General features: G+C 72.8%; 10 protein-coding genes. 2 read left to right on the top strand and 8 right to left on the bottom strand.

What is annotated here, in order from left to right; genetic code table 11:
- Positions 1 to 96: 96 nt before the first annotated feature.
- From ACZ60W_RS30380 to ACZ60W_RS30365, 4 genes are all read right to left on the bottom strand, one after another.
- Positions 97 to 897 carry a VOC family protein gene (locus ACZ60W_RS30380; RefSeq protein ID WP_469758600.1) on the bottom strand — a complete coding sequence of 267 codons (801 nt, stop codon included), beginning with the start codon at positions 895 to 897 and terminating at the stop codon, positions 97 to 99.
- Positions 898 to 1,008: 111 nt separating this feature from the next.
- Positions 1,009 to 1,509, bottom strand: a complete 501-nt coding sequence (locus ACZ60W_RS30375; RefSeq protein WP_469758599.1) for a nucleotide triphosphate diphosphatase NUDT15 — start codon at positions 1,507 to 1,509, stop codon at positions 1,009 to 1,011.
- 49 nt (positions 1,510 to 1,558) lie between these two features.
- Positions 1,559 to 2,527, bottom strand: coding sequence for a universal stress protein (locus ACZ60W_RS30370; RefSeq protein WP_469758598.1), 969 nt, complete (start codon positions 2,525 to 2,527; stop codon positions 1,559 to 1,561).
- Positions 2,528 to 2,614: 87 nt separating this feature from the next.
- On the bottom strand, positions 2,615 to 3,013 hold the full coding sequence (locus ACZ60W_RS30365; RefSeq protein ID WP_469758597.1) for a DUF5997 family protein: 399 nt from the start codon (positions 3,011 to 3,013) through the stop codon (positions 2,615 to 2,617).
- A gap of 64 nt (positions 3,014 to 3,077) precedes the next feature.
- Here ACZ60W_RS30365 and ACZ60W_RS30360 point away from each other — a divergent pair, with 64 nt between their 5' ends.
- The gene (locus tag ACZ60W_RS30360; protein ID WP_469758596.1) at positions 3,078 to 3,896 is read left to right on the top strand and encodes a LysR family substrate-binding domain-containing protein; all 819 of its coding nucleotides are present in this window, start codon (positions 3,078 to 3,080) and stop codon (positions 3,894 to 3,896) included.
- A 131-nt stretch (positions 3,897 to 4,027) separates the two neighbouring features.
- Positions 4,028 to 4,606 (top strand): Type-2Aa cytolytic delta-endotoxin, encoded by a 579-nt coding sequence (locus ACZ60W_RS30355; RefSeq protein WP_469758595.1) that lies wholly within the window; start codon positions 4,028 to 4,030, stop codon positions 4,604 to 4,606.
- Positions 4,607 to 4,688: 82 nt separating this feature from the next.
- On the opposite strand, the gene ACZ60W_RS30350 is transcribed toward ACZ60W_RS30355, so the two are convergent.
- The 4 genes from ACZ60W_RS30350 to ACZ60W_RS30335 all read right to left on the bottom strand — a co-directional run bounded on the left by ACZ60W_RS30350 (position 4,689) and on the right by ACZ60W_RS30335 (position 12,644).
- Positions 4,689 to 6,347 (bottom strand): FAD-dependent oxidoreductase, encoded by a 1,659-nt coding sequence (locus ACZ60W_RS30350; protein ID WP_469758594.1) that lies wholly within the window; start codon positions 6,345 to 6,347, stop codon positions 4,689 to 4,691.
- A 34-nt stretch (positions 6,348 to 6,381) separates the two neighbouring features.
- Positions 6,382 to 7,308 carry an AurF N-oxygenase family protein gene (locus ACZ60W_RS30345; RefSeq protein WP_469758593.1) on the bottom strand — a complete coding sequence of 309 codons (927 nt, stop codon included), beginning with the start codon at positions 7,306 to 7,308 and terminating at the stop codon, positions 6,382 to 6,384.
- Between the two features lie 221 nt (positions 7,309 to 7,529).
- Positions 7,530 to 9,356, bottom strand: a complete 1,827-nt coding sequence (locus ACZ60W_RS30340; protein WP_469758592.1) for a S8 family serine peptidase — start codon at positions 9,354 to 9,356, stop codon at positions 7,530 to 7,532.
- Positions 9,357 to 9,665: 309 nt separating this feature from the next.
- A complete protein-coding gene (locus ACZ60W_RS30335; RefSeq protein ID WP_469758591.1) occupies positions 9,666 to 12,644 on the bottom strand; it encodes a carbohydrate binding domain-containing protein in 2,979 nt (992 codons plus the stop codon).
- Positions 12,645 to 12,807: the final 163 nt, after the last annotated feature.

The raw sequence follows: 12,807 nt of genomic DNA, 5'->3' as shown, positions 1-12,807 counted from the left end.
CCCCCCCCCCCCCCCCCCCCCCCCCCCCCCCCCCCCCCCCCCCCCCCCCCCCCCCCCCCCCCCCCCCCCCCCCCCCCCCCCCCCCCCCCACACCGCTCACTTCATCTCGGGCATCTCGCCGACCGTGGTCCTCAGGTCGATCACGGCGAAGGCCGCACCCTGCGGGTCCAGGATCGCCGCGAACCGCCCGAAGGGGCTGTCCATCGGCCCGAAGACCTTGCGGCCACCGAGCCGTTCGGCCCGCTCCACGGCCAGGTCGCAGTTGTCGACGGCGAAGTACAGCTGGACGTAGGAGGGGACCTCCGGCGGGAAGTCCTCCGGCGTCATCGTCATCCGGCCGAGGACGGGCATCTCGCCGCCCAGGTCGAAGACCCGGTAGTCGACGGCGTCGTCCATCATCTTCTTGGAGCCGTACCCGAAGACGGAGGTGAAGAAGTCGTCGGACTTCGCGGGCTCCCGGGTGAAGACCTCGGCCCAGGCGTACGAGCCGGTCTCGCCCTCCAGTTCGAAGCCCTCGTGGTCGCCGCCCTGCCAGACGCCGAAGGTCACGCCCGCGGGGTCCCGGGCGAGGCACATCGTCCCGAACGAGCCCACCTGCATCGGCTCCATCAGCACCGTGCCGCCCGCCGCCCGGATCCGCTCCGCCGTGGCGGCGGCGTCGGGGGAGGCGAAGTACAGACACCAGGCCGACTGCGGCTCCCCGTCCTGGCCCGGCATCGGCGGGACGACCGCCGCCACCGCCTTCCCGTCCTTGTACGCCTGGGTGTAGTTCCCGAATTCCGAGGAGGACTCGCCGAAGGTCCAGCCCAGGACGTCACCGTAGAAGGTCTTGGCGCCCTCGACGTCGGTGAACATCGCGTCGGTCCAGACCGGCGTTCCTTCAGGTCGTGCGGCCATGACGGTGACTCTCGCTTCCGGTGGACGACGTGCTTCCTGGAAGCCACGCTAACCAGGGGCGCCGCACCTCGCTCGGTGACGCGCGGTGACCCCCGCGGGCCGCCGCCGGCCTCAGCGGGGCAGCCGGCCCATGGCGTACCGGTGGAACGGGCCGTCCGGCACCGTCAGGCCGGGCCGCCACATCCCGAGCACCTGCGCGGAGGGCACGAACAGGGCGTCCGGCAGACGGTCCGGATCCGTCCACTCCCAGCGCTCGATCCGGTCGGGCTCCGCCACCGCGGGGACCCCGCGGAAGCCGCGCACCACCGTGGCCACGGTCATCCGAGTCAGCTCCGCGGAGGTCATCGCGTCCAGGATCAGCCCGAGGACCTCCACGTCGGCCTCGTCCGCCCGCAGCGTCGTCTCCTCGGCCAGCTCCCGCACGGCGGCGGCCTCCACGGACTCGCCCGGCTCGACCTTGCCGCCGGGCAGCTCCCACACCCCGGAGCGGTGCAGCCCCAGGAGGACCCGGCCGGCCCCGTCGAGGACGACCACCCCCGCGCCGAGCGAGGCCTGGGCGGCGGGCGGCTGGACGTTGCGCCGGGCGGTGGCGCCGTGATCGTCGGACGTCATGCCCCCTGTCTACCAGGCACCTGTGACACCGCCCGCCGCCGCGACCCCGTCAGCCCCCGGCGGCCCGGGGCGCGGCCGGCACCACCGCCACCGGGCAGTGGGCGTGGTGCAGCACCGCGTGCGAGACGGAGCCGATGAGCAGCGAGCCGATGTGGTGGCGGTGGTGGCGGCCGACGACCAGCAGCCCCGCTTTCCGCGAGTCCTCGACGAGCCGTCCCGCCGCGTCGCCCGGCACCACGCGCGGGACGAGGTCGACCTCGGGCCTGCGGTCGGCGAAGGGGCGCAGCCGTTCCCGCTGCTCCCGCTCGGCCTCCCGCAGGAGCTCGGTGCCGTCGTCCGCCGGTGGCAGGGGCGGCGGGATCTGGAGCGCCGGGGAGGGCGCGGCGAGGAGCGCGCCGGGCTGCGGGGGGAGGCGGAAGGCGGTGACGGCCTCCAGCGGGACCCCGCGGTGGCGCGCCGCCTCGAAGGCGAAGGCCAGGACCTCGTCGGGGGTCTCCTCCGGCTGGAGGCCGAGGAGCACCCGTCCGGCGGCCGCCCCGCTCTCCAGGGCGGCGGCGCGGGCCTCGTGCGGCACGACCACCAGCGGGCAGGGCGCGGTCATCGCGAGGGTGCGGCTCGTCGAGCCGAGGAGGAGGCTGGCGAAGCCGCCGCGGCCCCGGGAGCCGGAGACCAGCAGGCGGGCGCCGGCCGCGGCGGCCGGCAGGGCGTCGGTCACGGTGCCCTCCAGGGACGCGTACCGCACCGGGACGGTGTGCCCGCGCTCCTCGGCGACCGTGCGCACGGCCCCGAGGACGGGGTCCGGCAGTTCCGCGTCCGTCGCCTCCGTGCCCAGGGAGGCGATGCGGGCGGCGCCGAGCTGGAGGGCGTCGGACCGGACGTGGGCCACGACCAGGGGCGCGCCCAGGCTCTCGGCGGCGCTCAGGGCCCACTCCAGGGCGCGCAGGCTGTGCTCGGACCCGTCCACGCCGACGACGACCGGCGGCCCGGACGGGGTGTTCGTGCTGCTCGTGTCACTCATGCGGGAATGACTCCCTCACCCGGACACGCGCCACGCCGGTCCGGACCTCCTCGGTCCGGACCGGCGTGGCATGGCGAGGCGTGCGGCTCAGGCGTCCTGGCTGCGGCGTGCCCGCTCGGCGTCGCGCTCCTTGATGCGGACGGTCTCCTTGCGGACCTCCGACTGGGTGGCGCGCTCCTTGGTGAGCCACTCGGGCAGCTCCTGCTTGATCGCCTCGATCTGCTCGGTGGTGAGCGGCTCGGTGATCCCGCCGCGGGCGAGACCGGCGATGGAGACGCCGAGCTTGTTGGCGACGACCGGGCGCGGGTGGGGACCCTTCTCGCGCAGCTCGCGGAGCCAGGCCGGCGGGTCGGCCTGGAGCGCGCTCAGCTCGGCGCGCGAGACGACACCCTCCTGGAACTCGGCGGGGGTGGCTTCGAGGTACACACCCAGCTTCTTCGCCGCGGTCGCGGGCTTCATCGTCTGGGCGTTCTGGTGCGACGTCATGGTGTCAAGGGTATCGAGCATGCGGGCGACCTCCGACCACGTCCGCTACCGGTAGCCTGGCGGGGTGACAGGCTCGGACGTTTCCCCCGCGGATCCCCACTCGCTCTCCCCCTCCTTCCGGCTCGCCTTCGTGCCGGGGGTGACCCCCTCGAAGTGGGTGAACATCTGGCACGAGCGCCTGCCCGACGTCCCGCTGGCCCTCCTCTCGCTGAGCACGGCCGAGGCGTTCGGAGCGCTCCGGGAGGGCGCCGCCGACGCGGGGCTCGTCCGCCTCCCCGTCGACGGGGACGACCTCAGCGCGATCCCGCTGTACACGGAGACGACGGTGGTCGTGGTCCCCAAGGACCACGCCTTCGCCGCGGTCGAGGAGATCACGGCGGAGGACCTCGCCGACGAGCTCGTCCTGCACCCCCTCGACGACGCGCTCGGCTGGGAGCGTCCCCCGGGCCGCGCGGCGAACGAGCGCCCGGAGACGACCGCGGACGCCGTCGAGCTCGTCGCGGCGGGGGTCGGCGTGCTCGCCGTGCCCCAGTCGCTGGCCCGGCTCCACCACCGCAAGGACCTGACCTACCGGACGCTGCTCGACGTCCCGCAGTCCCGCGTGGCCCTCTCGTGGCCGGCCGCCGAGGAGGCGCCCGACCTGGTGGAGGAGTTCATCGGGATCGTGCGCGGCCGTACGGTGAACAGCACCCGCGGCCGGCGGGCCGAGGCGCTCAAGGGCCAGAAGGAGCCCAAGGACCGCAGGACGGCCAAGCCCGCCAGGTCGGGCAAGCCCGCCGGCGGCTCCCGTACCGGTGGCAAGCCCGCGGCGGCCCGCAAGAGCGGCGGCGGCGCCGCGGGGCGCGGCCGGAGCGGGAAGCCGCGCCGCGGCGGCCGCGGCTGACCCCCTGCCCGCGGGCGCCGGCCGGAGCCGGCCCGTCCGCACGGCGGACGCGTCCCGCCCGGGCCCGCCCTCCCTCGGCATACTGACCCCTCCTTGATCACCGAGATCGTCCCGATCATCCAGGAGGAGCTGTGGCAGCCAGTTTCAGGACCGTCGTCGAGGTGGCACCGGACCACCTCGACCAGGCCCGGTCGATCGACCGGGTGTTCCAGGAGGCGATCGCGCCGGCGACCGTCAACTTCGACTTCGAGGCGATCCGGGCGGCCGCCGCGGCCGTCCCGGACTCCACCGTCGTGAAGATGGTCCGGGGCTGGGGGCTCCAGGAGTACGCCCCCGTCCTGGTCATGGTCCTCTCCCTGAAGGAGGCGGTCCGCCAGGCGCTGCCGCCGGAGTGCGCGGAGGCCGGGTTCTGGGAGACCGTCGAGCGGGAGCTCGTCGGCGCCTTCACCGGGCTCGCCGGGCAGGAGGGGCAGCCCGGCCTGTCCGTGTACGAGGAGTCCGGGGAGCGCACCCGGTTCTACCGGGACCTGTTCTTCGCCCTCCAGGACGAGGAGACCGGGGGGCACCTGTACGCCCTGGCCTTCTGCGTGGACGTGACCGTCGAACGGCCGAAGGCCGAGGCGTTCGCGCTCGACCTGACGGACGTCGTCCCCTTCGCGGTGCGGCTCGACGCGATCGTGCTCCGTCAGGCCCTGGCCGTCTCCGTCTGACCCGTACCGGTTCCGCACCGGCCCGCCGTCCCGGGCCGGATCCCCCGCGACCCGGAACGCCCCGCCCCTCTTCCGTACGTGCTCAGCCGTTGCGGCGCCACCGCCCGCCCCGCGCCGCCGCGACCAGCTCCGGCACCGTCGCGAGCTTGACCCGGGGGCGGCCCGCGTCCCGGCCCCTGGCCCGCTCGGCCCGGTCGATCGCCGCGAGGCCGCGCGCGTCGACCAGACCGCGGCTGCGGCTCCTGGCCAGCCGCCGGAAGTCCTGCGCGGTGCCCGACGGCGTGGGGAGCGCGCCGGCGACCGCGTCCGCGAGCAGCGTCCCCACCGTCTCCTCGGCGCAGGTGCGGTTGGCGCCGATGCCCCCGGAGGGGCCGCGCTTGATCCAGCCGACGACATAGCTCCCGGGCATCCCGGTCACCCGCCCGCCCTCGTGCGGCACCGTGCCGGTGGCCGCGTCGAACGGCAGCCCCGCCAGCGGGACACCGCGGTAGCCGATGGCCCGGACCAGGAGCCCCGCCGTGATCTCCGTGCCCTCCGGCGCCCCTTCCTCCGTCACCCGAACCGACCGGACCGCGTCGGTGCCGCGCACCTCGACCGGCGCCGAGTGGAAGCGGAGCACGATCCTGCGCCGCCCGCCGCCGGGTGCGCGCGACCAGTCGACCGTCTCGCGGGCGACGTCGCGCAGCAGCGCGGCCCGGTCGCCGGCGTCGGCCGCATCGACGGCCGCTCCGGTGCGCGGGTCCCCGTCGTCGACGACGAGGTCGACGCCCGGCAGGTGCTTCAGGGCGAGCAGCTCCGAGGCCGTGTACGCGGCGTCCCCCGGGCCCCGGCGACCGAGCAGCACCACCTCGCGGACGGGGGAGCGGCGGAGCGCGGCGAGGGCGTGGTCGGCGATGTCGGTGGCGGCGAGCGCCTCGGGGTCGGTGACCAGGAGGCGGGCGACGTCGAGGGCGACGTTGCCGTTGCCGACGACCACGACCCGCTCGGCGGAGAGCGGGACGGCGTCGGCGGCGGTCTCGGGGTGGGCGTTGTACCAGGACACGACCGCGCCCGCGGCGACGCTGCCGGGGAGGTCCTCGCCGGGGACGGCGAGGCGCCGGTCGGCGGGTGCGCCGACCGCGTAGATCACCGCGTCGTGGTGGGCGGAGAGCTCCTCGGCCGTGACGTCCTCGCCGACCGTGAGCCCGAGCCGCATCCGGACCCGGGGGTGGGAGTGGAAACGGGCGAAGGTCTCGCCGGCCCCCTTGGTCGCCGGGTGGTCCGGTGCCACGCCGTACCGGACGAGCCCGCCGGCCACCGGGAGCCGGTCGACCAGCGTCACCTCGGCGTTGGTGTGCAGGAGCAGGTCCTCCGCGGCGTACATGCCGGCCGGTCCGGTCCCGACGACCGCGACCCTCAGCGGGGCGAAGTCGGAGGGCAGGGAGCGGGTGAAGGAGGGGGCGCCCCAGGGGTGGAAGGTGGGCGACGCCACCGCCGGCGGCGCTGGGCGCTCCGCGTAGTACGCGGCGTTGACGGCCTCGTACTCCCGCAGGCGTCCGGTGAGCCGGTCCGCCGGGAAGATCGCGTCGACCGGGCAGGCGTCGGCGCAGGCGCCGCAGTCGATGCAGGTCTTCGGGTCGATGTACAGCATCTCCGTGGTCCCGAAGTCCGGTTCCCCGGGGGCGGGATGGATGCAGTTGACCGGGCAGACCGCGACGCAGGTCGCGTCGTTGCAGCAGGTCTGGGTGATCGCGTAGGTCATGTCGTCGGCTCTGCTCTGCTCGGCTCGGAGGTGATCAGACGAGGTGGGCGCGCTGGTAGAAGAACAGCGCGGGCCGGGTCAGCATGCCGACGTCGGCCAGGAACTCCATCAGTCCGGAGCAACTGGCGCGCAGCTGGGCCTTGTAGTGCTCGTTGGCGGCCGCCTCGCGGCGGGCCCGCTCCGGGTCGAGGCCGGCCCGCACGTACACCTCGGGGTTCACCAGGCTGGTGATGATGTAGTACGCGGCGATGGCGACCACGAGGGCCTGGAAGTGCCGGCGGGCCCTGCCGGCGCGGGCGAGGTGGCGGCGCGTCTCGTCCCGGGCGAACTTCATGTGCCGGGATTCCTCGACGACGTGGATGTTGTTGATGGTGCGGACGAAGGGGACGACCCGCTCGTCGCGCATCCAGTCGCGCTGCATGACGTCGAGGACCTCCTCGGCGACGAGGATGCCCGCGTACGCGGCCTCGCCGAAGCCGACGGTCTTCATGAAGCGGCCGAGCTCCAGCACGGCCCGCCTGGGCCGGTAGGCGGGGGCGCCGAGCTTCTGCGAGCCGCGGGCGAACATGATGGAGTGCCGGCACTCGTCGGCGATCTCGGTGAGGGCCCACTGGAAGCGCGGGTCGGTGTGGTCCATCAGGTAGATGTCCCGGAGGACCATCTGCTGGAGGATCATCTCGAACCAGATGCCGGTGCTGGCGACCGAGGCGGACTCCTGCCGGGTCAGCTCCTTGCGCTGCTCCTCGGTCATCTCGTTCCAGTAGGCGGTGCCGTAGAGGGAGTTCCACTCCGGGCTCTGTCCGTGGAAGTCCTTGTCGAGCGGGGTGTCCCAGTCGACCTCGACGGCGGGGTCGTAGCTCAGCCTGGCGGCCGACCGGAGCAGCCGCTCGGCCACGTCCGACTCGGTGACGTCCGCGTCGGGGGCGTCCTGGCTGTCCGGGCGAACGGTGCTGCCTGCCATGGTGCGGCTCCTTGGATCGCGCGATCGGCTCGGGGGCTTGTTAGACGCGGTGTCTAGCAAGCTTGTTAGACGGAACGTATAGCAAGGGGGCGGTGCGGGCCTACCCCCCGGTAGCGACTTTCTTCCCGAGGAGCTCCCACCCGGCCCTTGCGCACCCCCCGCACCACGGAAAACGGGGCCGGAGCCATGGCGGCTCCGGCCCCGTCAGGGGACGCGCTGTCCTAGAAGGTGAGGTTCCAGGCGTCGATCCGGCCCGTGTCCTGGCTCGCGTTGTCGTTCACGCGGAGCTTCCAGACACCGTTCGCGACCTCCGCCGAAGCGTTGACCGTGTACGTCTGGGCGATGTTGTCGGTGCCGCTGCCGGTCCGGTTGTGCAGCGTGTAGACGCTGCCGTCCGGGGCCACCAGGTCGACCTTCAGGTCACCGATGTAGGTGTGCTTGATGTCCACGCCCACCTTGAGGGTCGCCGGGGCGTTGCCCGTCACCCCGCTGACCGTGATCGGGCTCTCGACCGTGGCGTTGTCCGCGATCGTGACGTCCGCGAGGTTCTCGAAGTACGCGCCGGGCGGCGGGGTGCCGCCCCCGACGGCCTTCAGCGCGTCCACCGCGCCCTCGCCGAAGAAGCCGTTCTTCGTCGCGGTGCCGGTGCACCGGGCGTCCGACGGGCAGGCCCGGTCGGTCGCCTGGACGCCCAGCTGGTCCCGGATCTGCGCCGGGGTGAACGTCGGGTTCTTGCTCGCGATGAGCGCGGCGACACCGGCCACGTGCGGGGACGCCATCGAGGTGCCGCTCATGTTGCCGTACTTGCCGCCGGGGAGCGTCGAGTACACCTGGGTGGCGCCGTCGCCGCCCGGGGCCGCGACGTCGATGACGCCGTTGCCGAAGTTCGAGTACGACGCCTTCGCCCCGCCGCTGGCCTGCGCGGCGACGGTCACGACGCCGGGCAGCTCGGTCGGGATGTCGATGCAGGCGTTGGTGATCGTACGGGTGACCGGCGTCGAGTCGTTGGGGCTCTCGGAGTCGGTCGTCTTGTTCGCGAGGTCGTAGTTCGAGTTGCCCGCGGCCGCCACCTGGAGCGAACCCTTGCCCTCGGCGTACGCCTGGGCCCGGCGGACGCCCTCGATGATGGCGGCCTGGTCGACGTTGTCCGGGCAGTTGAACTGCCACGGGTCCGTGTAGTAGCTGTTGTTGGTGACCTTGAAGCCGTGGTCACCGGCCCAGACGAAGCCGCAGATCGTGTTCTCCGCGAAGAACAGGCTGCTGGTCGGCTCCGCGATGCGGACCGAGGAGATCTTCACGCCCGGCGCGACGCCGATGACGCCCTTGCCGTTCTTGGCGGCCGCGATCGTGCCCGCGACGTGCGTGCCGTGGGTGCCGACGTCACGCCAGGCGCCGGTGCGGGTGTCGGCCTTGCCGTAGGCGCAGGAGGCCGAGTCCGCCGCGTTGAAGTTGGGCGCGATGTCCTGGTGCTGGTCGTCCACGCCGGTGTCCAGGACGCCGACCTTCACCGACGCCGAGCCGGTGGTGACCGCCCAGGCCTGGTCGGCCTTGATCTGGGTCATGTCCCAGCGGTTGGACTCCGTGAGCGTCGTCGCGGACTGTGCCGGGTTGGCCGGCAGCGCCGGGTTGTAGGCGTCGGCCGGGACGTCCGATGTACGGGTCGCGCCGACCTGCTGGACTCCGCCGACCGTGCGCATCGACGCGGCGAACGACGCCGACGTCGAGTGCGCCACGATCACGCCGATCGCGTCGTAGGTCGCGAAGACCGAACCGCCGTTGCCGGTCACGGCACCGCTGACCGCCGACGTGCCGCCGGGGGCGGTGATGACCAGGTACGCGCGGGTGCCGGCGGCCCAGGCCGCCGGCGCCGCCGCGACGGTGGTGGTCGTGGTGGTCCGGTCCGCCCCCGCCGAACGGGCCGCGACGGGCGCGGTGTCCGACGGTGCTGCAAGGGCGGGACCGGCGGGAGCGGCGAGGGCCACGGTCGTACCGAGCGCCGCGACGGCGATGGCCGAAGCCCTCAGCCGGCTGGATATGTGGGAAAACAATGCGTCCTCCGATGACCCGGTGGCGCGGGTGGCGCCGGCCGGGCCCTGTGATGTGTGGGGTGGACGCAAGATCCCAGACTCGCCCGGCGGAAGGAAGCATTCTGTCCGAAAAGCCAGTTCGCGTGACGCACTGTTGATCTTCCGCCGCCGGGAAGGCGGTCCTATCCGCTCACCTGCCCCTTTCGTTCCCGTCGGACCGGGTGACGCTGTCCGAGGACGATCCGGCCTGGGCCCGGGCCCGGTCCCCGTCGCCCGGCCGGGGTGCCGGCGGGGTACGGGGCGGGGGGCGCCCGCCCCGTACGGGGTGCGCTACTTCAGGTACGGGCCGGCGGTGCCGATCTTGCCGGGGCCGTTCAGGACGTAGACGCGCAGGTTGCCCTTGCCGGGCGCGGCGACCGTGAGCGTGCCGCCCGAGACGGTGCGGACGTCGCCGGTGACGGCGTCGGTGTAGGTGCCGTTCGGGACGCCGGAGAAGGTGGCGCCGCCCGAGACGGTGACCAGGGCGAAGCTGTCCGTGGAGCCGCTGGTGTAGCGCCGCTTGTAGGCCATGCCGCCCGAGATGCCCTCGGTGGAGTACTGGCCCATCTGCAGGGCGGGGATGGCGCGGCGGATCTGGTTGAGCCGCTGCACGTGCCGCACCAGGGGCTGCTGGAGCGTGGTGGCGACGGCTCCGGAGGCCGACGAGACCTGGGAGAAGTCGGAGGCCGTGACGGAGCCCGCGATGTGGTCGCCGTAGTAGGCGCGGCCGGTGGTGGCGAGCGGGCAGGTCGGCCCGCAGTCGATCTTCTTGCCCTTCTGGAACTCGATCTCGGAGCCGTAGTAGAGCGTAGGGATGCCGCGGAACGTCCACATCAGGGACATGTTCTCCGCCCAGGCGTCGGTGCCGCCCGCGTACCGCTCGCTCGACTTGTTCGGGCCGTAGTCGTGGCTGTCGACGTAGACGACGTTGTAGGTGGCGTCGTTGTAACTGTCGTCCGAGTCCTTGCCGTTGAAGAAGGCGTTGGAGGCGTCACCGAAGTTCATGTGCATGCGCATGTCGATGACGTTCATGCCGGAGAAGCGGCTGTGGTCCGGCGCGTGGTAGCTGTTGCCGTTCAGGAACGCGTTGGTGGAGGTGGGCTGGTTGCCGGTGCCCTGCTGCTGCTCGTAGTCGTACATCTCCAGGGCGGCCCTGGTGTCGTCGGCGTCGTACTCCTTGCGCTCCTTCCAGGTGTAGAACTGCGCGGAGTGGTTCACCGAGCCGCGGTTCCACTTGTCGTTGACGAACGCGGCCACCTCGCCGAAGACGAAGAAGTTCGCGGCCGCCGCGGCTCCGTGGCGCTGGGTCACCCGCTCCTGGATGGCCGGCAGGAAGCGGCGGTTCCAGGTGGTGCGCGGGATGTGCACGGCGGTGTCGACGCGGAACCCGTCGACGCCCATGTCGATGTACTTGTCGTAGGCGCCGATCAGGTAGTTCTGGACGGTCGCGTTCTCCGTGTCGAAGTCCGCCAGGTCCTCGTGCAGCCAGCAGGAACGGGAGTCCTCTCCCTCCCAGTTGCCGATCCAGCACTGGTGGTACAGCGCCTTGGGGAACATGCCGGAGGTCGGGCTCGGCCACTGGCAGTTGTAGACGGTGTACCCCTCGGCGCTCTTGCCGCCGGTGGGCTTGCCCCAGTTGAGGCAGGTGTTGCCGGCCGGCTCGGCCGTCGACCACAGGTCGCCGTTGTAGTACGACTTGCCGGACTTCGCGTCGACCGTCAGGCCGTCGTACTCGAAACCGGGCTGCTTCTCGTCGTAGTACCAGCTCCACTGGCTGTCCCGGACTCCGTAGACGGTCGGCGTGAACAGGCCCTTGGCGCCCCAGCGGGAGGAGTGGTTGTAGACGACGTCCTGGTAGATCTTCATGCCCTTGGCGTGGGCGGCGTCGATGAGGTCCTGGTAGGAGGCGCCGGCGGACTCCAGGCGCGGGTCGACCTTGTAGAAGTCGTAGCCGTGGTAGCCGTGGTAGTCGTAGTCGGACCGGTTGAGGACCACGGGGGTGATCCAGATCGCCGAGAAGCCGAGCCCCTTGACGTAGTCCAGCTTCTGGACGAGGCCCTTGAAGTCGCCCCGGAACATGGGGTCGTCGTTGGCCGCGTTGCCCGACTTCACGTGCTGGCTGCCGCCGCGGTCGTTCGACGTGTCGCCGTCGTAGAAGCGCGCGGTGAGGACGAAGTAGATCGGGTCCTTGCGGGGGTCGGTGCCCAGCGGCTTGCCGGTGGCGGGGGTCGCGGGCCGGTCGCCGGTGGTGGCGGTCGCGGCGGCGGAGGCGGCGGAGACGTTGCCGGCCGCGTCCACGGCCTTCACCGTGTAGCTGTACGCCGTCCGTTCGGCCAGGCCGGTGTCCGAGTACACCGTGGAACCGACGTCGGTCACGACCGTGCCGCCGCTGCCGCCGACCCGGGTGACCTGGTACCTGGTCACGCTGCGGTCGTCGGTCGAGGGGTCCCAGGTGAGCAGGACCGAGGTGCCGTCGGCCGCCGCGGTGACGCGCGCGGGGACGGTCGGCGCCTGGGTGTCGGGCGTGGCGGCGGCGCACGGGTCGGCGGCGTTCGCCGTCACCGCGTTGTTCCGCACGGTGCTGACGCCCGTTCCGAGGGCGTAGTCGGCGCCGCCGTTGTTGTCCCAGGTGCCGTTGCCGTTGTTGAAGGCGGCCTTGAAGGACGTCGCCGTCCCCAGGTCGATCTCGCGCTTCCACCAGCCGGTGCAGGCGGCCTGCATGCCGACGCCGGGGACGGCCGTCCACGCGCCGCCGGCGGGCTGGTAGTGGATGTTGGCGGTGGACCAGCCGAGCGCCTCGGTGGAGTAGTACACCGTCGCCTTGGCGGACGGGGTGGGCGTGGTGCCCGAACAGGGGTCGGAGTGGGCGACGACGCCGTCCTTGACGGTGATCGCCCCAGTGCCCAGGGCGTAGTTCTTGCCGCCGTTGTTGTCCCAGGTGCCCGTGCCGTTGTTGAAGGTGGCCTGCAGCCCGGTGGCGGCGCCGAGGGTGACGGTCTTCTTCACCCAGTCCGTGCAGGCGGCCTCCATGGCGACGCCGGGGACGGCGGTCCAGGAACCGCCGTCGGGCGCGTAGTGCAGGTGGTGTGCGGCCCAGTTCTTCGTCTTGGTCCAGTAGAAGACGGTCGCGGTGTTCTCGGCGACGGCCGCGGCCGGGGCGGTGCGGGGTGCGGGGGCGTCGGGGGGTGCGGCGAGCAGGCCGAGGAGGCCGGCGGCCACCGCCAGGGCGGCCACCGGACGTCCGGGCAGCCGCGTGGGGGTGCGGGTCATCTGATTCTCCAGGCAAGGGCGTTCCGTGCGGGCCGGTTGGGGGATGGGGATCGGCGGCGCTGGAAACACGGTCGGAAAGTTTCAGAAACGTTTTGCGTCGGCGGGAAGCTACCGCCGCCGAAGCCCCGCGGTAAAGACTCCTGTCACAACTGCCGCCTGGGCT

It is taken from the genome of Streptomyces sp. NPDC104202, from assembly GCF_055584185.1.
The sequence above is the reverse complement of the archived record's forward strand: the minus strand, read 5'-3'. Positions and strand labels throughout refer to the sequence as shown.

Bases quoted from the DNA above. Each gene is read 5' to 3' on its own strand.
- ACZ60W_RS30375 (WP_469758599.1), bottom strand. From the start codon at position 1,509: ATGACGTCCGACGATCACGGCGCCACCGCCCGGCGCAACGTCCAGCCG.
- ACZ60W_RS30335 (WP_469758591.1), bottom strand. From the start codon at position 12,644: ATGACCCGCACCCCCACGCGGCTGCCCGGACGTCCGGTGGCCGCCCTG.
- ACZ60W_RS30365 (WP_469758597.1), bottom strand. From the start codon at position 3,013: ATGACGTCGCACCAGAACGCCCAGACGATGAAGCCCGCGACCGCGGCG.
- ACZ60W_RS30380 (WP_469758600.1), bottom strand. From the start codon at position 897: ATGGCCGCACGACCTGAAGGAACGCCGGTCTGGACCGACGCGATGTTC.
- ACZ60W_RS30345 (WP_469758593.1), bottom strand. From the start codon at position 7,308: ATGGCAGGCAGCACCGTTCGCCCGGACAGCCAGGACGCCCCCGACGCG.
- ACZ60W_RS30350 (WP_469758594.1), bottom strand. From the start codon at position 6,347: ATGACCTACGCGATCACCCAGACCTGCTGCAACGACGCGACCTGCGTC.
- ACZ60W_RS30370 (WP_469758598.1), bottom strand. From the start codon at position 2,527: ATGAGTGACACGAGCAGCACGAACACCCCGTCCGGGCCGCCGGTCGTC.